Below are 21,058 nucleotides of genomic sequence, written 5' to 3' on the forward strand. Positions count from 1 at the left end.
TGTATGACTGAACAAGCCCTGATTGAGATTCGTGATCTGTCGGTGAGTTTTCCGGGTCCGCCTGGGGGACGCCGTGTGCAGGCGGCGGACCGCGTGAGACTATCGATATATCCGGGGCAGACGCTGGCGGTGGTGGGTGAGTCGGGGTCGGGTAAGTCGGTGTCGAGTCTGTCGGTGCTGCAGCTGCATGCGGTTCCGCCTACGCGGTACGACGGCGGACAGATTCTCTGGCGTCCTGATGAGAGCCGGGCGGCTGAGGATTTGATGAAGAAATCCGAGCGGCAGATGCGGGCCATCCGAGGCAATCAGATCGCGATGATTTTTCAGGAGCCGATGACGTCGCTGAATCCGGTGTACACGATTGGCAGCCAGATCATGGAGGCGGTGCTGCTGCACCAGAATGTGTCGCGGCAGGGTGCGGTAGAGATCGCTGCGAAGGCGCTGATGGATGTGGGGATCGCTGACCCGATGGCGCGCTTGAAGGAGTATCCGCACCAGTTGTCGGGCGGGATGCGGCAGCGGGTGATGATCGCGATGGCGTTGGCGTGTCAGCCGAAGCTGCTGCTGGCCGATGAGCCGACGACGGCGCTAGACGTGACGATCCAGGCGCAGATCCTCGAGCTGCTCAAGCGGCTGCAGCACGATCATGGGATGGCGATCCTGCTGATCACGCATGACCTTGGCGTGGTGGCGGAGTCGGCGGATGTGGTGGCGGTGATGTACGCGGGTCGTGTGGTGGAGTACGCGAATGTGGAGACGCTGTTTAGCCGACCGTTGCATCCGTACACGCGGGGTCTGCTGCGGTCGATGCCGGTGCTGGGGGCGAATGTGCAGAGGTTGGATACGGTCGTGGATGGGGCGACGATTCCTGACGACTTTCCGAGTGAGTTTCTGGTGCACCCGCACGAGCTGACGCCTGACCCGGAGGTGGGGTATGGCGGGCGGGATGTGCTGCTGCATGAGGTGGAGCCGGAGCACTGGGTGTTGTGCGAGCCTCGGGATGGTGGCGAAGGACGGGTGACGTTTCCGTCTGTGACGTGGCGCCGGGCTCCGGTGGCTGCCGGTTGAAAAATGTGCTCAAGCGCTTGATTATTGGGGCCGATGATCGTATATTGAGATAGTTGAGTGTTTTTATTGAACAGGAGCGATTGATGGCCGCCACTGATCCTGAACAGCATGCCGATCACGAGAAGCCGACATTTTTTCCTCCGCTTTACTGGGTGATTCTGCTTGTGCTAGCGATCATCGTGGGCGTGATGATGATGATCTAGGGCGTCGTCCCTGATCCAGCGGGGTTGATCTTCTTCGAGTGGCACTACGTGACATGGTGCTATCTCCTCAGCGAAAACGGGCCACCGGGGCCCGTTTTTGTTTTTGGGCTGGTTGAGATATTGAGGGTCTGGTTGTGTGGATACGGCTAGAGTCTGGGGATGGAGACGAATCCTTTTGGTGTTTTAGGGCTGCCGGAGCGTTTTGATCTGGAGGATGAGGCGATCGAGTCGGCTTATCTGGGGTTGGCGGCGGCGGCTCACCCGGATCGGTACAGCGACCCGCTGGAGCAGGCGGACGCGGCGGAGCGGGCCTCGGCGATCAACGCGGCACGGGAGGCGTTGCTGAACCCGGAATCGAGGGCTCGGGCGCTGTTCGGGATCAGAGAGGGAACCGAGGGTGGCGCAGGCGGTGATGAGAATGCATTGCCTGCGGATTTTCTGATGGAGGTGATGGAGGTTCGAGAGCGGCTGGAGGAGGCGGTGGCCAGCGAGGAGCCGGGCGAGCTGGCGGCGCTGCGGCGTTGGGCGGATGAGACGCGCTCGGAGCATCTGGCGACGCTGGGGCGTCAGTTTGAGGCTGGGGAGAAGGTCGGGGTGATTCGGCAGGAACTCAACGCGCTGCGGTATATCCAACGGATGCTGGATCAGATGCCCCCCCCCACCAGCCCCCCCACCACCAGTAGACCTTAGAGCAGCCGGTATTGTCTGTTTAGCGTGTTCGCTGGCCGATCTGAATGCCCGTGACAGGATTCGAACCTGTACTCCGGTGAAGGAACCGCCACCTGAAGACGGCGCGTCTGCCAATTCCGCCACACGGGCAAAGGGTCCAAAGCGGACCGAGTCGCGGAGTGTAGTGCAGATGAGCGGAGACTGGCAAGCCGGATGGCGGTGGGCTGAGCGGCTATAACGCGGGGATGCCTGACGACCCCCACGGTCATATTCCGGTGCTGCTTGAGCCCACGCTGGAGGTCCTTGCCGCGCGACCGGGAGAGACCGTTGTGGATGCGACGGCGGGTCGAGGGGGGCATGCTGCGGCGCTACTGGAGCGGATCGGACCGGGCGGGCGCCTTCTGCTGGTTGATCGTGATGCGGGGAATCTTGAGTACGCCAGGGGGCGGATCAAGGGTCGGGCTGAGGGGCTTGGGGTTGAGGTACGGTCCTGTCACGGCAGTTTCTCGCGGCTGCGGGAGGCTGTGGCTGGGGTGGGGCTGGATCGGGTTGATGTGTTGCTGGCGGACCTGGGGTTTGCGTCGAATCAGATGGACGATGCGGAGCGGGGGCTGGCGTTTAGCAATGACGGGCCTCTGGATATGCGGCTGGATCGGAGTTCAGGGTCAACGGCGGAGGAGCTGCTGGCGACGGCATCGGAGCAGGAGATCGCCGACATCCTGTTCCATGAGGGTGAGGAGCGGCTATCACGGCGGATCGCACGAAAGATTGTCGAGACCCGGCGTGAGCGTCCGATTAAATCAACAGCGGCGCTAGCTGAGTTGGTGCGCTCCGTTTACGGATCGGCCGCAGGCCGATCCCGGATGCATCCAGCGACGCGGACGTTTATGGCGCTGCGGATCGCTGTGAATCAGGAGTTGCCTGCTTTGGACGCATTGCTCAGCCAGGTCCCGGATGTGATGCGAGATGGCGGGCGTGCTGCGATCATTAGTTTTCACTCGCTGGAAGACCGGCGGGTGAAGCAGGCCTTCTCGGGTTGGGCGAAGGAAGATCGTGCCAAACTGCTGACGCGTAAGCCGGTTGAGGCGAGTCTCGCGGAAGCGACATCGAACCCTCGTTCGCGATCGGCTAAGCTGCGAGGCCTGACCTGGTTGGGCGGGGCCACACGGATGTGATGTAACGGGATATCGAGTTCACCCCTCAAGGACGATTGGGTGATGACCAGCGAAACAAAAATCAGTCTTCTCATTGGCTTGGGCATGGTCCTTGTGATTGGCATCGTCATCAGCGATCAGCTCGCGGTGCCGGACCCTGAGGCCAGTGCCCCCCTGCTGAGGTTTGCCGAGCCATCGGCACCTGCGGGTGATGTGGAGAGCCTTCCTGCCGTGCGTGCTGAGTCGCGCGTGGCTTCGGCTTCACGATCGGCGCCGATCCCGACGCCTGCGGAGGCGGAGTTGGCAAGGCAGGATGACGTGCTGACGCCTACGCCTGGGGTTCCGGCCATCCGGATCGATGGGACCAGAGCAGCTATGCCTGAGCCCGAGACGGAGGTGGTGGCTGCTGTCACTCCTGAACCTCAGAGACCTATCGATGCTGCGACTGCGTCGGTTACGCGGTCGCAGCCGATTGCTCGGTCTGAGCGTGTGACGCCGCCTCAGCGTGTGCTGCGGATCGAAACGGATGGTCAGCGTCCTGCGGGTCGTGTGCATACGGTGATGTCTGGTGACAACCTTTCGGCGATCGCGGAGCGTTATTACGGCGACCGGAATGCCTGGCGAAAGGTCGCAGAGGCGAATCGAGATTCAGTGGGAGACAACGGGTTGATCACGCCCGGGATGCGGCTGTCGATTCCTGACGTGGAGCCAGTCAGCGCCACTCCTTCAGGTGTGTCGAGTGCACATCCTCAGAATCGTGGCGCGACAGCGACTGTGCAATCGGGGGATTCGTTGGCGAAACTCGCGGCGAGACACCTGGGTGACAGCGGTCGATGGGATGAAATCTATGAACTCAATCGGGATGTGCTGTCGAGTCCTGACCGGGTGCTCCCCGGCATGGAACTGAAGCTGCCCGACTCGGCGTCGATGCGCAGGACTGCTACTGAGCGTACTCAACCTGTGGCTGGTGCGAACACCTACACGATTAAGACGGGCGATTCTCTGAGCAGTATTGCGGCGGCTACGCTGGGCTCGGCGAGCCGGTGGGATGAGATTTACGATCTGAACCGGGACAAGCTATCGAGTCCCGACCACTTGATTCTTGATGTCGAGTTGCGGCTTCCGGAGCGCTGAGCATGATCATCAAGGTCGCGCTGAATGCCTGGGGGGCGGTGTCTCCGCCGGGCCGACAGGCCATGCTCAAGGCGGCGGTGACGATCGTTGTGGGCGGGTGGATCGCGATGAGTCTGTTGGACCTGCGGTTCGCTCAGCAGGCGGCGCGTCACGAGCAGGGGCGGGTCTTCCGTGAGCTTGACGGGGCGAGGAAGAGTCTGTGGTCGGCTCAGGCTGAGATCGGTCGGCATACGCATCCGTTGCAGTTGATGGACCGTCTGAACATCTACAGCGTGCCGACGCTGCCGGTGGTCGAGAGCGATGAGGCTTCGGGTGAGGTGGCGGCCGAGGTCGTCCTGATCGGCCATTCGCTTGAAGAGGGTGGTCTGTGAAGCCCGGCGTTGCAGTCTCATCAGGTGCACGGGGTGACTTGCGTGCTGGCCGTGTTGGTCTGGTGCTGCTGTTGCTGGTGACCTTCGGTTTGCTGGGCGTGCTGGGTCGGGTGGCTCAGCTCACGATGGAGCCGGACCCGCTGATTACCGAACGGCTGACGTTGCAGCAGCGTGAGCGGACACTCGATGCGAGTCGTGGGGGGTTGGTGGACCGTCGTGGGCGGCCATTGGCAATCACTCGTCAGGGGTACAGGGTATTTGTTGATTCACTGTTGATTGATGACCCGCTGACGTTTGCTCCGCGAGTCGCTGAGGCGTTGGGGCTGGACGCGGTGGCGATCGATCGCTTGCTCGGCGAGCGGGAGAACAGTCGGTACATCGTGATCGATCCGGACCCGCCGGCGTATCGCATCGAAGCGGTTCGGTCGCTGGGTATGAATGGCCTGGCGCTGGACCCTTATCTTCGTAGGATTTATCCGCTTGGGGAACTGGGCGGGCAGTTGATCGGGTTTGTGGGGGTTGATGGCGATGGTCTTGAGGGGATTGAGAGGCTCCACGAGCGGAGTCTGGTTGCGAAGGCGGGGACGTACCTTGCGACGGTGGACGCGAGGCGTCGACAACTGTGGGTGGAGCGCGATGCTTTTGAGCCACAGCAGGACGGGCAGGCGGTACGGTTGACCATCGACGCGACGATCCAGGCGATCGCTGAGCGGCATCTGCTGGCTGCCGTGGAGCAGTACCGGGCGGCGTCGGGTCAGTTGGTGGTGATGGACCCGTGGTCGGGTGATCTGCTGGCGGTGGCTCATGCCCCGCTGTTTGACCCGAATCATTATCGACACTCGACGCCTGAGCAACGTCGGCTGCGGGTGGTGACTGATGTGTTCGAGCCGGGATCCATCCTCAAGCCGCTGATCTGGGCGATGCTGACGGACAAGGGGGCCGCGACGCCTCATGAGATGATCGATTGCGAGACCGATGGCGTGTACGTCAGTCCGAAGGGGCGAGTGCTTCGGGATGACAAGCCGCACGGATCGATCACCTGGGAGCAGGTGCTGATCACATCGTCGAACATCGGGATGGCGATCGTGGCTCAGCGGGTCCCGATGCGTGACCTGCACGAGACGGTTCGGCGTCTGGGTTTTGGCGAGGCGACCCAATCGGGCTTCCCGCTTGAGGCTGAGGGGGTGGTTCACCCGCTGCGTCGGTGGAATCATTATTCGCAGACATCGATCCCGATGGGGCATGAGATCAGTGTGACCGGCCTGCAGATGGTCAGGGCGTTCGCGACGCTGGCGAACGACGGGTTGCTGGTTCGCCCCCGGCTGGTGCTGGATGGCTCGGAGGTGCGCAGTGAGCGGGTGATGAGTGCGGAGATGGCTCGGTATGTGCGTTCCGTGCTTGACCGGGCGGTGTCGGAAGGGACGGGGCGTAAGGCTCAATCAGAACGGTATCGTCTGTTTGGCAAGACCGGGACGGCGCAGCTGCCGAATCTCGAGGAGGGTGGGTACTACCAGAACCGGTATGTTTCATCGTTTATCGCGGGGGCACCGACGCTTGAGCCTCGCCTGATTGTGGCATGTTTCATCCATGACCCGGATCGATCGGTCGGGCACTACGGCGGGACGGTGGCGGCCCCGGCGGTGCGGGCGGTGATGGAAGAATCGCTGGCGTATCTGGGCGTTGCCCCTCGCGGTGAACTCCGAGCGACGCCATCGCCGCCACGAGTGGCCCGAAGCCTTCCGTGAGTCATGCAATCGATCGGGGGAGCGGGTATCGTCGGCGGGATGAGTACTGATACCCTGCAGCGCAGTCCGTTTCATACCTATCACGAGGCGAATCAGGCCAAGCTGGTGGATTTTGCAGGCTGGTCGATGCCGATCAGCTACGGCTCAGCACTGGCTGAACACGAGCACACGCGGCGGGCCGTGTCGTTGTTTGACGTGTCACACATGGGCCGGGTTGAGGTCAAGGGACGAGATGCGAGGCGGTTTCTTGAATCGCTGCTGACACGACGGATTACCGACATGGCGGAGTACTCCTGCCGGTACGCGATGATCTGCAACGACCGAGGCGGGATCATCGACGACATCATTGTCTACCGATATCCCGAGCACTGGATGATGGTGGTCAACGCGTCGAACCGGTCGGCTGTGCTCCAGCACATGGGCGAGGTTGCCGATCGGCTAGCGTACAAGGTGAAGGTCAACGACCTGACCAAAAAGACGGCGATGGTGGCGATTCAGGGCCCGCAGGCGATGGAGGCTATTGCGCCAGCGTCGTCAGAGATCGGGGCCCTCAAGCGTTATCGTTTTTGCATCAAAAATCTGCTCCTCTACAAGATCACGATCTCGCGGACCGGTTACACCGGCGAGGATGGCGTGGAGGTCATCCTGCCAGCGGCGTTGGCGCAGCGGGCGGTTGATATGGTGCGCAGCGAGGCGGAGAAACGGGGTCTGGACATCCGCCCTGCCGGGCTGGCGGCGCGGGACTCCCTGCGGATCGAGGCGGGGATGCCGTTGTATGGCCACGAGATCGACTCAGATACGGACCCGTTCACCGCAGGGCTGGGCTTCGCGGTCACGCTTGGCGAGCCCCCTGCGGGCGTGCAGGACATTCCACGGTTTGTTGGCCAAGACGCGCTGGAGGCGCTGGTGGCCAGGGGGCCTGAGCAGCAGACAATCGGCCTGCGGATGGAGGGCAGGCGGACACCTCGGCAGGGCGACCCGATCATCCGCGGCGGGCAGGTGATTGGCCGCGTGACCTCGGGGTGCCTGGTCCCAACGCAACCTGGCCCGATCGCCATCGCACGGGTGCCCGCGGGGATCGATGCGGGAACGGAGCTTTCCGTCGGGCTAGGGAAGGGTCGGACGATCATCCCTGCAGTCACGAGCCAGCTGCCATTTGAGCGGTTAAGCGTCTCATAGGTCGTATCAAACGCTGACGACTGGAGCCTATGTGTTGAGCCGGTCGATGTTTGGGCCATGGAAAGCCAGATCAGTGACCCGTATATCTCGTATCAGCAGCAGAGGCACTTCGGAAGCCTCGATGGTGTGAGGTGTCTGGCGATTCTCGCTGTCGTCTGGCACCACAGCCAAGAGACGTCGTTGGCTTTGCTTAGCCGGGGTTTTCTGGGCGTGGATCTGTTCTTCGTGCTTTCGGGGTTTCTCATCGTGACGCTGCTGCTTCGGGAGCGTGATCACAAGGGGGTGATCTCACTTCGGGATTTCTACATGAGGCGATCGCTGCGGATCTTCCCGGTTTACTACGGCTTGCTGGCGGCGCTGGGATTGCTGTATTTGATCAAGCCGACGCTGGCCGGAGGGGACAGTTTTTTTCGTGATCTGCCCTACTACGCGACCTACACCAGTAACTGGATAAAGACTGACACGCCGAACATGGACATGGTGTGGTCGCTGGCGGCTGAGGAGCAGTTCTATCTGGTATGGCCAGCGATCGAGCGATTTCTCCCGACGCAGGCGACGCTGACGCTGCTGGGCGGGGGCCTGATCTTGAATCAGGCGGTCAACTACGGATTGCTCGATGACACTTGGCGATCGTGGACGGGTACAGAGCCGAATCTTCACATTCTTGACGCGACCTTCACGCCAATTCTACTGGGTGTACTGCTGGCGCATCTGCTGCATCGACGGTGGGGATTTGGATGGTTCTGCAGGATTGCTGGTGCTCAGTGGTCGTCGTTGGCGTGGGGGCTGGGTCTGCTGGTGGCTATCGCGATCAGCCAGGGTGACATTTCGGGCACGCCACGGCTTGTGATTCAGGTGTTGATGATGGTGTGGCTTGGATCGTTGGTGATCCGGGAGGATCATCTGCTGAGCCGCCCGTTGGGCTGGGCACCGATTGCTCGGCTGGGTGCGATCAGTTACGGCATGTACCTTTTCCACATGTTCGCGATTCACATCGGCCGCGAAGGCCTGGAGCGTCTGCCTGCGATCGCGTTTCCGGGGGCTCTGTTTGTTCTTGGGCTGTTGGTCACCATTCTCATTGCTGAGGTCAGCTTCAGGCTCTACGAGACGCCGTTCTTAAGACTCAAGCACCGGTTTGCATGGCGAGGCAAGCCCGACAGCGAGACCGCCTAACCTCAATCAATCAGGCCGGGTCATGGCGTCGTAGTTCATCAGCTCAGCCAGGCGGTTGTCGGGCATGAGTTTGAGTTCGCCGACGAGCTGCTTGATGGTTTTGCCCTCGTTGTGGGCTTGTTTGGCCAAAGCGGCGCACTTGTCGTAGCCGACTTCCGGGGCGAGGGCCGTGATGGTCATCAGACTCTGCTCGAGTAGCTCGGTGCAGCGCGTCTGATCGACTTCGAGCGCGTCGAGGAGCTTGTCGTTGAAGACTTCGGCGACGTTGCCAAGCAACTCCGCTGACTCGAGGAAAGCCTCGATCATCACAGGCATGGCCACGTTCAACTCGAAGAGCGAACCAATCCCGCCTAGACCTGAAGCGGTGACGGTCGCGTCGTTGCCGAGTACTCGGCAGGAGACCTGCATGACCGATTCGCAGATCACCGGATTGACCTTTCCGGGCATGATCGACGAGCCGGGCTGGATGGCTGGGAGGATGATCTCGCCGATGCCGCAGCGTGGTCCGCTGCCGAGGTGGCGGATGTCGTTGGCAATTTTGGTCAGGGACGTGGCGATGGTCTTGAAGTGACCATGGGCAGAGACGAAGGAGTCTTTCGCTGCCTGGGCTTCGGGGTGATTCTCGGCTTCGACGAAGGTGACGCCGCTGCGTTTAGATAGCGAGGCACAGACTTTTTCGGCGAAGCTGGCATCGGTGTTGATGCCGGTGCCGACGGCGGTTCCGCCGATGGGCATGTTGGCGAGCATCTCTTTGAGCGCCCACTCGGCGCGTTTGATCGACCATTCAACCTGAGCCGCGTAGCCCGAGAAGACCTGACCAACGCGGATCGGGGTGGCGTCCATGAGGTGAGTGCGGCCGGTCTTGATGATGCTGTCCCACTGCTTTGCCTTGGCATCGAGACCTTGATGCAGCTTGCGCAGCTTGGGCAACAGGTTGTTCTGGATGGCGAGGGCACCGGCGATGTGCATGGCTGTCGGGAAAGTGTCGTTACTGGACTGGCCCATGTTGACATGGTCGTTGGGATGGACCCCGCCTTCGGCCTTGACGTGGCGGCCAAGGCCGAGCTTCTCGTTGGCCAGCGTGGCGATGACCTCATTGGCGTTCATGTTGGTGCTGGTGCCCGAGCCGGTCTGGTAGACATCAACCGGGAAGTGCTGATCCCACTGGCCAGCAGCGACTTCATCGCAGGCGTCGATGATCGCCTTGGCGAGCCTCTTGTCGAGCTTGCCAAGTTCAATGTTGGCTTCGGCGCAGGCGGCTTTGAGGTGGCCAAAGGCGTGGATGACCGTGCCGGTCATCGGGCGGTTGGCAATCGGGAAGTTATCAACCGCCCGGGCGGTTGAAGCGCCGTAGAGAGCGTCAGCGTGGACGGGCATCTCGCCCATCGAGTCTTTTTCGATTCGAGTCGAGCCAGTCGCGGCCATCGTGAACCTCCGGGTTAATCAAAAGACCAAATGCACCTGCGATCTAGTCTAGTGGTTCAGGATACCCGCCACAACTCGCCTGTAGGTTGCGAAACATGAGAAAACCCCGAGAGCGGGTCCCGGGGTTGCGTGGGTTTATTTGGCGGGTTGTGGTCAGGCGGCTTCTGTCTTGGGCGCACTCTGCTGTGGAGCCATACCGACCTTCTGAGCCATGGCAGGGAGGGCGTCGCTGACGTTTTCGGCGGCGACCCTGGCGATGGCGGGCCAGGTGGCCTGGTCGGCTGCCTGACGGACGCGGGCGAGCGCCTCCCGGACGCTCTGGTCGGCTTCCTGGGTGAGTTTCTGCAACTGCGGGCGGAGGTTACTCAGGCGTTCGGCGATCCGCTGGTCGCTGGATTCGATCATGGCGTCGGCCTGAGCCTCGGCCTGAGCGAGTTTCTGCTCGATGGCCTGCTGGGCTTGAGCCAGCTCTGTCGATAGAGCCGGTCGCACGCCTTCAACCCGTCGGCGTAGCTGCGACTCGATCAGGCTGATCATCGCGTGTGACGACTCGCGCAGCTCACTCATCCGCTGCTGCATCGACGATTGCTCGCCCTCGAAGACCCCGCTGATCTGCTCGCGCATCTCACGGACACGATCGGCGCAAAGCCGAGTGATCGGCTCGACGGCTTCATCGGCCTTGGCTCGGAGACTGGCGAGCGTGTCGGCGGACTGCTCACGATAGCCGGAGAGCATGTCGTTGGTCTTCTGGCTCGTCTCGCGATCAAGGGCGGCGATGGCCTCGTCCGCTTCACGACGGATCTTGTCGGACACGTTGACAAGAGCGTTGCGGAGGTCGGCCTCGGCGCGGTCAGCGACGGTCTTGAGGACGGCTTCCTGCTCGACGCGGCCCTGTTCGATGCGTCGGATGATCTGCTGATGGCGATCCTCAATGGTCTGATCCATCGCACGCAACTGGGACTCTGCGTTCTGCTGAGCCTTGTGGATCAGGCCATCGGCGCGACCCTGAGCGTCGTCGGCGGTGGACTCGATCTGAGATTGCATCCGCTTCTGGATCTTCCTGGTGGATGCTTCGGCATCTTCGACCAACGCCGTGCGGGTCTGCTCGATCTGCTTGCCGGAGCGATCTTTGATGGTGGTTGCGAACAGTTCGAGCTGCTCTTCCATCTCGGCGGAGCTTTGCTCGATGATCGAGACCGCCTGCTCACGGACCTTGCCTGCGGCGCTGGCGAAGCGTTCATCGAGCGCCTTGCCGAGTTCAGTGAACTGCTGATTGATCCGCTCCTGTTGCTCTGCGGCACGGGTCTCAAGGATCTGCGTGAGCTTCTGATCAAAGATGCTTGCCTGTTCATTGAGCTTCTGCTCAGCGAGTCCGATCATCTGCGTGATGCGCTCGGCGAGTGGACGGGTTGCACGATCGAGATCAACGCGAAGGCTCTCGCTGGCTCGCTTCTGCTCCTGGGCCATCGCCTCCTGGAATGGTCGGGCCAGGTCGCGGGCACGCTCAGTGAGCCTGTCGCTGCCGTCTGAGATCTGCTGGTCAATATCTGATTGGAGACTGGTGGTCCGGGCATGGATCTCGCGATGGGCCTTCTCGGCTTCGGCAAGGCTATCCCGAGCCAACTCGGCGGCTTCGAGGAGTCCTTCGATATCGCGCCGACGGTTATCGGACGCCGACTCCTGCCCGTTGAGTTCGCTCAGGCGACGGGTGATGGCGTCGTCGAGTGTGGCGATCCGGTCGGCCAGCTTCTGGAGCTTGGCTGCAGGGATGGGGGTGCCGACCTCAGACAATCGGGATTCAAACTCGCGGATCAGCCGAAGCAGCCGGAGCCGTTCCTGATGAGCGCGATCGACGGTCTGGGATAGCTCCGCCTGAAGGCCACGGGCGGCCGAGGCGTCGAAGTATGCCGGTTCCGGGTTCGAGTTCATTGAGGTCACGTGATGGCTCCTGCGGGGGCCCCGCAGGGCCGGTTCGATCGCTTCTCCGGTATCGGGTGAGTCGGTCTGTAAGGATTGCACGGGTTCTGGGGCACCCCGGTTATCGGCCGGCATCTGGTTGCCCTGACCCCCAAAACCGGCTAAAACCCTTGCCCACACGCTCGTATGAGCTTTCCCCAGAAAGGATTCGTTTCCCATGCCCCAGCGCGGCCACCACCTATTTACCAGCGAGTCAGTATCGATGGGTCACCCTGACAAGGTGTCCGATCAGGTCTCCGACGCCGTCCTCGACCTCCTGATTGCCCTCGATCCTCAGGCCCGTGTGGCTTGCGAGACCATGTGCACCACCGGCTTGGTTGTCGTTGGCGGCGAGATCACAGTGCACACCCCCAAGGCGGTTGCCGCATTGAATGATGTTGAGCAGGTCACCCGCGAGACGCTCCGCAAGATCGGGTATGCGGGCGATATCGGGATGCACTTCGACGCCGATGGCTGCGGGGTGCTCCGGACCTTCCACGGCCAGTCCGCCGACATCAGCCGCGGCGTCTCCAAGAAGGAGCCGGGAGCGGGTGATCAGGGCTTGATGTTCGGGTTCGCCTGCAAGGAAACGCGGAATCTGATGCCCCTGCCGATTGATTTATCTCACCGCCTCGTTGAGAAGCACGCTCAAGTCCGTCAGGCCAACAAGGTCAAGGGCCTTCGCCCCGACGCCAAGAGTCAGGTCACGGTCGAGTACAACGCCAAGGGCAAGCCCGTCCGAATCGATACCGTCGTGCTCTCGACTCAGCACACCGCCGACTGGAACGGCACCAAGAAGCAGGCTCAACTCCGGCAGCAGATCATCAAGCACATCATCGATCCGGTGATGCCCAAGAGGCTCTACGACCCGAAGACCGTGCGGATCTATGTGAATCCAACCGGCCAGTTTGAGGTTGGCGGGCCGCATGGCGACGTCGGCCTGACCGGTCGCAAGATCATCGTCGATACCTATGGCGGGCGTGGCCGTCATGGCGGCGGTGCCTTCTCGGGCAAGGACCCTTCCAAGGTCGATCGCTCGGCGGCGTACATGGCACGCTACGTTGCGAAGAATGTCGTCGCTGCCGGGCTCGCCGATCAATGTGAAGTCCAGCTCTCCTACGCCATCGGCGTAGCAAAGCCCACATCGGTCAACGTCGATTGCTTTGGCACCGCCACGGTGGACGAGGATGACCTGGCCAAGGCGATTGCCAAGGTCTTCCCGCTGACCCCGCGCGGGATTCTCGATCATCTCAAGCTGCGTAACCCGATCTTCAGCCCCACTGCGGCCCACGGCCACTTCGGCCGGCAGCCGGGTACCGTGACGGTCAATGGCAAGAAGTACCAGACGTTTACGTGGGAAAAAACCGACATGGCCAACGCCTTGGCCAAGGCCCTGCGCTGAGCAGCGCCTCCAGGAACTGAGTCGCCGGCATGCTGATTAAGCAGGGCATCCCGGTCTCGCCCGGCGTGGCGATGCACAAGGCACTGGTCCTCGACGCGGAGGACCAGCCGGTCCCCCGCCGAGTGATCCCGGCATCACGGGTCAACAGCGAACTCGAGCACTTCGAGCGGGCGGTCACGCGCTCGATCACCCAGCTCCGGGAGTTGCAGAAGCAGACCGAGGAATCCCTCGGCAGGGAACTGGCCCGGATCTTTGCTTTCCACATCGGGATGCTCAGCGACGACAAGCTGCTCGAACAGGTCCGCACGCTCATCCGAACCGATCGGGTGACCGCTGAGTACGCCGTCTCGACGGTCCTCAGGCGTCTCGAAGACGTGTTCCTGGAACAGGAGACCCGCTACTTCCGCGACCGGGTCAGCGACATCTCTGATCTGGAGCGCCGGCTGCTCTCGGAGCTTCGGCCTGCGCCGACCAACAAGCTGCACAACATCACCGAGCCGGTGGTCGTGATCGCCCACGACCTGACGCCAAGCCAGACTGCCGATTTTGATCGCACGAAGGTGATGGCCATCGCGACCGACGCTGGCGGGCGCACGTCTCACACCGCGATCCTGGCGCACGCGCTGGGCATCCCCGCCGTGGTCGGGCTGGGCGACCTCACACGATCGGTGACCTCCGGCGACACGGTGATCATCGACGGTAACCGCGGGCGCGTGGCCGTAAGCCCGGATGCCGAGAACGTCCTCGGCTACCAGCAGGAAGTCCGCCGGTACGCCGCCTTTGCAACCATGCTCGCCGAGATCCAGTCGAAACCGGCCGAGACGACCGATGGCGTCGCAATCGAGCTGATGGCCAACATCGAGTTCCCTTCTGAGATCGAGGAAGCTCTGTCAGCCGGGGCGATGGGTGTCGGACTCTATCGAACCGAGTTTCTCTTTCTCGCCTCTCCGGTCCCGCCGACTGAGAACGACCAGGTTGCCAGCTACACCGAAGCCATCCGCGCCCTCGATGGCAAACCGCTGACCATCCGGACCCTCGACCTGGGTGCGGACAAGATCGCGCCATCCTTGGGCTCACTCGAATCCTCCGAGCGCAATCCTTTCCTGGGCTGTCGCTCGATCAGGCTGTGCCTCCAGAATCTCCCGCTGTTCCGCAACCAGCTCCGGGCCATTCTCCGCGCGAGTGCCGAGGGGCCGGTCAAGATCATGTTCCCTCTCATCAGCAACATCATGGAGCTGCGGCAGGCCAAGATGATCTTCGCTGACGTCCGAGAAGACTTAGAGGACCAGGGCGTCCCTTTTGACCCCGACATCCCACTGGGAATGATGATCGAGGTTCCTTCCGCAGCGATCCAGGCCAACTGCTTCGCCAAGGAGTGCGATTTCTTCTCGGTCGGCACCAATGACCTGATCCAGTACACCGTTGCTGTGGACCGAAGTAACGAAAGGATCGCCAGCCTCTATTCGGGCGGGCATCCGGCGGTGATCTCGCTGGTCCGCGATGTGATCCGGGTTGCCCGCCGGGCAAAGATCGGCGTGAGCCTATGCGGCGAGATGGCCGGTGAGCCGGAGTTTGCCCTGCTGCTCCTGGGCCTTGGCCTGCGATCCCTGTCGGTGACACCCCCGGCCATCCCGACGGTCAAGAAGCTGATACGATCCGTCTCCATAGGCCACTGCGAAAGGATCGCTCGGAAGGCCAGGAGCTTTGATTCCGACCGCGAGGTGATGAAATACCTCCGCGATGAACTCGAACGAACTCTCCCCGAGGCATTTGGTGGCCGTTCCACCACATACTAGACCTCGGGACCGTACAACGTCGGGCCCCCGCTCGCCCACAAGGCTCGAGCGCAAGGCCCCCAAGCAAGAGGCAGCCGGTTTGATCGGGAAGGATCCCACCACCCGTCAGCGCCGACCCCAAACATCATCGGGGACGCGCGATAGGTGCGGGCTTCATGCCCCGACTTCATCCGCTGGAGGAATGTGCCCAAGACACAAATGCTGATCAACGACATCGCAGGCGAAGAATGCCGCATCGCCGTCATCACCGACGGCAAACTCGAGGAGTTCTATCAGGAACGAGCCTCGGCCGATTCGCACGTCGGAAATCTCTATCTCGGGAAAGTCACCAACGTCGAACCGTCTATCCAGGCGGCCTTCGTCGATTTCGGGCTCGAACGAAACGGCTTCCTGCACATCTCTGATGTCCACCCGATGTACTTCCCCGGCGAAGACCGGGAGGAGTTCGAGAAGGTAGGCGTCAAGACGCCCCGCCGAGAGCGCCCGCCGATCCAGAACTGCCTCCGCCGCGGCTCCAAGGTCGTTGTGCAGGTGCTCAAAGAAGGCATCGGCACCAAGGGACCAACGCTCACCAGCTACCTGTCGATCCCCGGTCGCTACTTGGTGATGATGCCCAACATGAAGCACGCCGGGGTCTCGCGCAAGGTCGAGGATGACGAAGCACGACGCGAGATGCGCCAGATCCTCAAGGAGCTTAACCCACCCGAAGACTTCGGCGTCATCGTCCGGACCGCAGGCATCGGGCAGACCAAAACCGAAATCAAGCGCGACCTCTCCTACCTCACCCGGCTGTGGGACTCGATCGAGAAGCGTAAAAAGAAACTCCGCGCCGTCGGCCTGCTCTACGCTGAGTCAGACCTGATTATCCGCACGATCCGTGATGTCTACACCACCGCGATCGAGGAAATCATCGTTGACTCTCATGCAGCGGCTCAGCGCGTCGCCGACTTCCTCGCCGTCATCAACCCTCGCTCCAAGACCAAGGTCTTTCACGACAACAACCCGATCCCGCTGTTCCACCGACAGGATATTGAGCCGCAGATCGAGGCGATCTCAGCCCGCGAAGTCCCTCTTAAATCAGGCGGCTCCCTCGTCTTCGACCAGGCCGAAGCGCTCGTCGCCATCGATGTCAACTCCGGCAAGAGCCGCGATGCCAAGGACGCCGAATCCAACGCCTATAACACCAACGCCGAGGCGATCGAAGAGATCGCGCGCCAGCTCCGCCTCCGCGACCTGGGCGGGGTCGTCATCCTTGACCTCATCGACATGATGCAGCTCAAGAACCGTCGAACCATCGAATCTCGCTTCAAGGCACTGATGAAGGATGACCGGGCGCGAACACGCGTCGGCTCGATCAGCCAGTTCGGGATTTTGGAGATGACCCGCCAGCGTATGCGACCATCGCTGCGACGATCACTCTTTGAGGACTGCCCCTCCTGTCAGGGCATCGGGCAGGTCCGCAGCAAGGAGTCCGTCGTCCTGCATGTGATGCGTGAGCTCGCGTTCGTGATGCACCGCGAACACGTGGCACGTGTCGAACTGACGATCAGCCCCGACGTCGCCTTCCTCCTGCTCAATCGACGCCGAAGACAGCTCACGGCGCTGGAACACACCTTCAACAAAGATGTCACCGTCAGAGTCGGCGGGGCATCGGTCGATTACATCAACATCGCCGCCTTCGACGAGCGTGGCACTCTGATCAACATGGCGACCCTGACCGAGCAGGTACGCAAAGCCTCCAACGCAAAATCCGGGCTGACGCAGATCGTCGGTAAGCCCTCTGATCCCATCGAAATGGATGAGGAAGACGAGGCACCCGCGCCACCGTCGCAACAGCCAAAGGCAGCCTCTTCCGACGATGCCGCCTCGGGTAGTTACATCGATGCCGTGGATGATGACAGCCCCGAAGAAGGCCCGAAGAAGAAACGTCGCCGAAGGCGTCGACGCCGGGGCAAGAACGAGGAAGGCCAGATCGAAGGCAACGAAGCCGTCGCCAGCGATTCGACACCGCAGGAGCCAGACGCTCCGGAAGTGTCCATCGAAGCGCTAGCCGAAGAACAGTCCGAGCGCACCGATGAGAGCGACGAAGACGGCGCCCCCAAGAAGAAGCGGCGCCGACGACGACGGTCCCGAACTAAGTCAGCCACTTCGACTGACGAACAGACCGATGCACCGGTTACACCGGAAGCTGAACAACCCGCCGCAGCCGTCGCGCAGGCGGATGCCCCCCCTGCCGAGGAGACTGGCGAGGACGGCGCTCCCAAGAAGAAGCGACGACGCCGACGCCGATCTCGAAGCAAAGCTGCCTCCGACGAGGGACAGGATTCGGGTGATGGTTCATCGTCCGGTTACTCAAACTCCGTCCTTGCGACCGAGGAAGCCTCATGACACCGCCTCGGCCTCGGCGATTGATCGTACTTGGCAGCACCGGCTCCATAGGCGTCAACACGCTCAAGGTGGTCGAACACCTCAACCGTGCTCGCCCCGGCTCGATCGAGGTCGTCGGTCTCGCTGCCGGTCGAAGCGTTCAGGCGCTGGCCAAACAAGCCGAGCGATTCAAGGTCAAAACCGTCGCCATCGCCAGCGAGCACCTGCAACCGCAACTCGAAAAAGCCCTGCCCAAAGGAACCCGTATCCTGGCGGGCCTCGATGCCTCTGAGCAACTCGTCCGCGAAACCGACGCGACTGATATCGCCGGAGCCATCGTCGGCGCTGCAGGCCTCCCGGCGATGATCGCCGCAGCCGAACTCGGCCGCCGGATCCACCTGGCCAACAAAGAAACCCTCGTCGCTGCTGGCGATCTGGTGACCCGCATCGCCGCCGACTCGGGTGCCGAGATCCTCCCTGTCGACTCCGAGCACTCCGCCATCTTCCAGTGTCTTCAGGGTGCTGGTGACAAAGAGGTCATGCGCCTGGTACTGACCGCCTCAGGCGGGCCCTTCCGGACCGCCGACGCCCAAACCATCGAGAACGCCACCGTCGAGCAGGCCCTCAACCACCCGACCTGGACCATGGGCAAGAAGATCACCATCGACTCGGCGACCATGATGAACAAGGCGCTCGAAATCATCGAAGCCCACTGGCTCTTCAAGCAGCCCGGCAGCAGGATCGAAGTTGTCATCCACCCGCAGTCGATCGTGCACAGCTTCGTCGAGTTCAAGGACCACTCCGTGCTTGCCCAACTCGGCCCGCCCGACATGTGTGGGCCGATCCAGTACGCCCTGACCCATCCCGAACGCTGGGGCGGATGCGCTACCGCGACCGACTGGATGAACCTGGGCTCCCTCGATTTCCATGCGCCCGATGGCGACCGCTTCCCGGCATTGCGACTGGCATACCGTGTGATCGAGCTGGGCGGGACCGCCGGGGCGATTGCCAACGCCGCCAACGAGGCCGCCGTCGAAGCCTTCCTCGACCATCAGATCCGCTTCGGCCAGATCGCCCGACTCGCCCGTCAGGCCCTCGACACTCTCCCCATCGAGCCGATCCGCGCCCTCGACGATGTGCTCCGCGCCGACAAAGCCGCCCGCGAGTTCGTCAACGAACAGGTGAACGCCCAGGCCGATCTCAACGTAAGCCAGACGACCCCGTCAGACGCTCATTCCTCCACTCAGTCCTGATCCAGGAAGCCACGCGATGCTCGAAAACTCCTACATCGCCGTTGCCCTCTTCATCCTCGGCTTCGGCTTCCTCATCTTCATCCACGAACTCGGCCACTTCCTGGCCGCCAAGTGGGTCGGCATCAAGTGCACCCAGTTCGCTATCGGCTTCGGCCAGGCACTGGTCTCCTGGCGACAAGGCATGGGGCTGGCCATCGGCTCTTCTGAATCGACTTATCTTAAGCGCGTCGTCGCTGAACTCGATCAGGAAGACGGCACCACCACAGAGCCCGCCAACTACGAAGAACGCGTTCACAAAGCCGGCGACGAACGCGTCGACGCCATCAGCCAACGCCTGGGCCTCGGCGAAACTGAATACCGCCTGAACTACCTCCCCCTGGGTGGGTACGTCAAGATGGTCGGACAGGAAGACCTCGACCCCACCGCCGTCTCAAAAAGCCCCCGCTCCTTCAACAACAAATCCATCCCAGCCCGAGCCCTCGTGATCTCCGCTGGCGTGATCATGAACCTGATCACTGGCTTCGTCGTCTTCATCCCCGCCTTCCTCGCCGGCGTCGATTTTCCCGCCGCCGAAGTCGGCATCATCACCCCGGACTCCCCCGCCGCCGCCGCCACTCCTGTCAACGCTCCTGAGGGCACTGACGAGGGACTCAAGCTAGGCGACCGTATCCTCACCGTGGATGGCAAGCCTGTCCGCGACATGGTCGATGTCGGTATCTCCATCGCCTTGGCCCAAGCCGGTTCCGATCGCATCCTGACCGTCGATCGCCCGGGCTACGAAGAACCGCTGACCTTCAACGTCTCACCCCGACCCGATGCCCGCCGTGAGGGGCTGCTCTCCATCGGCATCGGCCCCAGCTCCACCCTCCAACTCGCGGCCGTCACTCAAGATTCACTTCTGGAACAGAACGGCATCACCCGCGGCATGACATTGTCCGCCGTCGGCGACACCCCCGTTGATCGCTTCCACGAACTCCGCAGCGCCCTGGACAACACCAACGGCGAGCCCACGACCCTGACCTTCACCGGCAAAGACGGCACAACCAAAGACATCGCCATCCAGCCCGAACCCGGCCTCTTCTACGACCCACAACTCGCTGAAGCCCTCGCCATCGAACCCGCCACGCGCGTCCTCGAAGTGGTCGAAGACAGCCCTGCGGCCAAAGCCGGTGTCAAGGCCGGTGATCTCATCGCCCGCATCGGCGGAACCGAACTCCCCTCACTCAGGCGATTGACCTCAGAAATCGAATCCGCTGGCAACACGCCGATGCGTCTGGTTGTGCGTGGTGAGGACGGCACCACACGAGACCTTGGAACCATCACGCCCTCCGACGGCCGCATCGGCGTCATCATCTCCCCAGCCATCGACTCTGGTATCGTCGGCCAGAACCCCGACTCAGCCACCCAGCGCATCCCGCCGGGCAGTAAGGTCGACTGGTACACCCTCCAGCGCGCGATCCAGACGAGCACTAACCAGATCGAAATCCCTTTTCAACCGACCGGTGAGATCTCCGCTGCCACGGTCACCTTTACCGTCAGCGACGAAGAACTCGCCCTCCTCCAGGGCGCTGGCTGGCGCCCCCCCACCCTCGGCGCCGCCTTCACCGAACTCCAGACCTCCCTCAAGGCCGACAACGTCGGCGAAGCCATCGGACTCGGCCTGGTCAAAACCGGCGACTTCATGGCCCAGACTTACCTCACCCTCCTTCGCCTCTTCCAAGGCTCGGTCCAGGTCAGCAACCTCCGCGGGCCCGTCGGCATCGTCGACGAGGGCCACAAGGTCGCCTCGCGTGGCTGGCCCTACCTCCTGTTCTTCCTCGGCCTGATCTCCATCAACCTCGCCGTCCTCAACTTCCTGCCCCTGCCCATCGTCGATGGCGGGCTGATGATCTTCCTCCTGGTCGAGGCCATCCGCGGCAAACCCGCCTCTGTCCGCATCCAGCAGGGCGCGACGCTCGCAGGCCTCGCCCTGCTCGGGTGCCTGTTTATCTTCGTGACCTTCAACGACCTCTGGCGATTGATCTTCGCCTGACCAAACAGCAGCAGCACCCCAGCCTCAACGGACCAGCCATCCCTGCGCCACCCTTCCGAGGCTGCTAAACTGCCCGATCCAACACCGCCCCTCCGCGCGACCCCGCGCTCCCCGCCTCTGGAACCCTCCGC

15 protein-coding genes and 1 tRNA gene are annotated in these 21,058 nt (G+C 62.3%); 13 read left to right on the forward strand and 3 right to left on the reverse strand.

Features of this window, described 5'->3' with window-relative positions:
- The first annotated feature begins 3 nt into the window (after positions 1 to 3).
- Complete coding sequence (locus RIG82_12965) at positions 4 to 1,068, forward strand: ABC transporter ATP-binding protein (GenBank protein ID MEQ9461853.1); 1,065 nt, start codon at positions 4 to 6, stop codon at positions 1,066 to 1,068.
- Positions 1,069 to 1,430: 362 nt separating this feature from the next.
- Positions 1,431 to 1,961: an iron-sulfur cluster co-chaperone HscB C-terminal domain-containing protein gene (locus RIG82_12970; protein ID MEQ9461854.1), complete on the forward strand. Its 531-nt coding sequence runs from the start codon at positions 1,431 to 1,433 to the stop codon at positions 1,959 to 1,961.
- Positions 1,962 to 2,006: 45 nt separating this feature from the next.
- Here the strand turns inward: RIG82_12970 and RIG82_12975 are convergent.
- Positions 2,007 to 2,090: transfer RNA gene (locus tag RIG82_12975), tRNA-Leu, on the reverse strand.
- A 95-nt stretch (positions 2,091 to 2,185) separates the two neighbouring features.
- Between RIG82_12975 and rsmH the strand changes: the two genes are divergently transcribed.
- The 6 genes from rsmH to RIG82_13005 are packed head-to-tail and all read left to right on the forward strand — an operon-like array spanning position 2,186 to position 8,696.
- Positions 2,186 to 3,115: a 16S rRNA (cytosine(1402)-N(4))-methyltransferase RsmH gene (gene rsmH, locus RIG82_12980; GenBank protein ID MEQ9461855.1), complete on the forward strand. Its 930-nt coding sequence runs from the start codon at positions 2,186 to 2,188 to the stop codon at positions 3,113 to 3,115.
- A 42-nt stretch (positions 3,116 to 3,157) separates the two neighbouring features.
- Positions 3,158 to 4,228, forward strand: a complete 1,071-nt coding sequence (locus tag RIG82_12985; GenBank protein ID MEQ9461856.1) for a LysM peptidoglycan-binding domain-containing protein — start codon at positions 3,158 to 3,160, stop codon at positions 4,226 to 4,228.
- Positions 4,229 to 4,230: 2 nt separating this feature from the next.
- Positions 4,231 to 4,599: a hypothetical protein gene (locus RIG82_12990; GenBank protein MEQ9461857.1), complete on the forward strand. Its 369-nt coding sequence runs from the start codon at positions 4,231 to 4,233 to the stop codon at positions 4,597 to 4,599.
- A gap of 38 nt (positions 4,600 to 4,637) precedes the next feature.
- Positions 4,638 to 6,344 carry a penicillin-binding protein 2 gene (locus tag RIG82_12995; GenBank protein MEQ9461858.1) on the forward strand — a complete coding sequence of 569 codons (1,707 nt, stop codon included), beginning with the start codon at positions 4,638 to 4,640 and terminating at the stop codon, positions 6,342 to 6,344.
- 39 nt (positions 6,345 to 6,383) lie between these two features.
- On the forward strand, positions 6,384 to 7,523 hold the full coding sequence (gcvT, locus tag RIG82_13000; protein ID MEQ9461859.1) for a glycine cleavage system aminomethyltransferase GcvT: 1,140 nt from the start codon (positions 6,384 to 6,386) through the stop codon (positions 7,521 to 7,523).
- Between the two features lie 57 nt (positions 7,524 to 7,580).
- Positions 7,581 to 8,696 (forward strand): acyltransferase, encoded by a 1,116-nt coding sequence (locus RIG82_13005; GenBank protein MEQ9461860.1) that lies wholly within the window; start codon positions 7,581 to 7,583, stop codon positions 8,694 to 8,696.
- Positions 8,697 to 8,702: 6 nt separating this feature from the next.
- Here the strand turns inward: RIG82_13005 and RIG82_13010 are convergent, their stop codons facing one another.
- A complete protein-coding gene (locus tag RIG82_13010; GenBank protein MEQ9461861.1) occupies positions 8,703 to 10,121 on the reverse strand; it encodes a class II fumarate hydratase in 1,419 nt (472 codons plus the stop codon).
- A gap of 153 nt (positions 10,122 to 10,274) precedes the next feature.
- On the reverse strand, positions 10,275 to 12,059 hold the full coding sequence (locus RIG82_13015) for a hypothetical protein (protein ID MEQ9461862.1): 1,785 nt from the start codon (positions 12,057 to 12,059) through the stop codon (positions 10,275 to 10,277).
- A gap of 196 nt (positions 12,060 to 12,255) precedes the next feature.
- Between RIG82_13015 and metK the strand changes: the two genes are divergently transcribed.
- The 5 genes from metK to RIG82_13040 all read left to right on the forward strand — a co-directional run bounded on the left by metK (position 12,256) and on the right by RIG82_13040 (position 20,927).
- Positions 12,256 to 13,479 carry a methionine adenosyltransferase gene (gene metK, locus RIG82_13020; GenBank protein MEQ9461863.1) on the forward strand — a complete coding sequence of 408 codons (1,224 nt, stop codon included), beginning with the start codon at positions 12,256 to 12,258 and terminating at the stop codon, positions 13,477 to 13,479.
- A 29-nt stretch (positions 13,480 to 13,508) separates the two neighbouring features.
- Complete coding sequence (gene ptsP / locus RIG82_13025) at positions 13,509 to 15,275, forward strand: phosphoenolpyruvate--protein phosphotransferase (protein MEQ9461864.1); 1,767 nt, start codon at positions 13,509 to 13,511, stop codon at positions 15,273 to 15,275.
- Positions 15,276 to 15,458: 183 nt separating this feature from the next.
- On the forward strand, positions 15,459 to 17,663 hold the full coding sequence (locus RIG82_13030; GenBank protein MEQ9461865.1) for an Rne/Rng family ribonuclease: 2,205 nt from the start codon (positions 15,459 to 15,461) through the stop codon (positions 17,661 to 17,663).
- Positions 17,660 to 18,895, forward strand: a complete 1,236-nt coding sequence (gene dxr, locus RIG82_13035; protein ID MEQ9461866.1) for a 1-deoxy-D-xylulose-5-phosphate reductoisomerase — start codon at positions 17,660 to 17,662, stop codon at positions 18,893 to 18,895. Before RIG82_13030 ends, dxr begins: the two co-directional genes overlap by 4 nt.
- A gap of 16 nt (positions 18,896 to 18,911) precedes the next feature.
- Positions 18,912 to 20,927 carry a site-2 protease family protein gene (locus tag RIG82_13040; protein ID MEQ9461867.1) on the forward strand — a complete coding sequence of 672 codons (2,016 nt, stop codon included), beginning with the start codon at positions 18,912 to 18,914 and terminating at the stop codon, positions 20,925 to 20,927.
- The last annotated feature ends 131 nt before the right edge of the window (positions 20,928 to 21,058 follow it).

It is taken from the genome of Phycisphaeraceae bacterium, assembly GCA_040222855.1.
In the GTDB taxonomy this organism is placed as follows: domain Bacteria; phylum Planctomycetota; class Phycisphaerae; order Phycisphaerales; family Phycisphaeraceae; genus Mucisphaera.

What these genes read in the sequence shown, in the direction of transcription:
- metK (MEQ9461863.1), top strand. Translation starts at nt 12,256, where the DNA reads ATGCCCCAGCGCGGCCACCACCTATTTACCAGCGAGTCAGTATCGATG.
- RIG82_13040 (MEQ9461867.1), top strand. Translation starts at nt 18,912, where the DNA reads ATGCTCGAAAACTCCTACATCGCCGTTGCCCTCTTCATCCTCGGCTTC.
- RIG82_12990 (MEQ9461857.1), top strand. Translation starts at nt 4,231, where the DNA reads ATGATCATCAAGGTCGCGCTGAATGCCTGGGGGGCGGTGTCTCCGCCG.
- RIG82_13005 (MEQ9461860.1), top strand. Translation starts at nt 7,581, where the DNA reads ATGGAAAGCCAGATCAGTGACCCGTATATCTCGTATCAGCAGCAGAGG.
- ptsP (MEQ9461864.1), top strand. Translation starts at nt 13,509, where the DNA reads ATGCTGATTAAGCAGGGCATCCCGGTCTCGCCCGGCGTGGCGATGCAC.
- RIG82_12965 (MEQ9461853.1), top strand. Translation starts at nt 4, where the DNA reads ATGACTGAACAAGCCCTGATTGAGATTCGTGATCTGTCGGTGAGTTTT.
- RIG82_13010 (MEQ9461861.1), bottom strand. Translation starts at nt 10,121, where the DNA reads ATGGCCGCGACTGGCTCGACTCGAATCGAAAAAGACTCGATGGGCGAG.
- gcvT (MEQ9461859.1), top strand. Translation starts at nt 6,384, where the DNA reads ATGAGTACTGATACCCTGCAGCGCAGTCCGTTTCATACCTATCACGAG.
- rsmH (MEQ9461855.1), top strand. Translation starts at nt 2,186, where the DNA reads ATGCCTGACGACCCCCACGGTCATATTCCGGTGCTGCTTGAGCCCACG.
- dxr (MEQ9461866.1), top strand. Translation starts at nt 17,660, where the DNA reads ATGACACCGCCTCGGCCTCGGCGATTGATCGTACTTGGCAGCACCGGC.
- RIG82_12985 (MEQ9461856.1), top strand. Translation starts at nt 3,158, where the DNA reads ATGACCAGCGAAACAAAAATCAGTCTTCTCATTGGCTTGGGCATGGTC.
- RIG82_12970 (MEQ9461854.1), top strand. Translation starts at nt 1,431, where the DNA reads ATGGAGACGAATCCTTTTGGTGTTTTAGGGCTGCCGGAGCGTTTTGAT.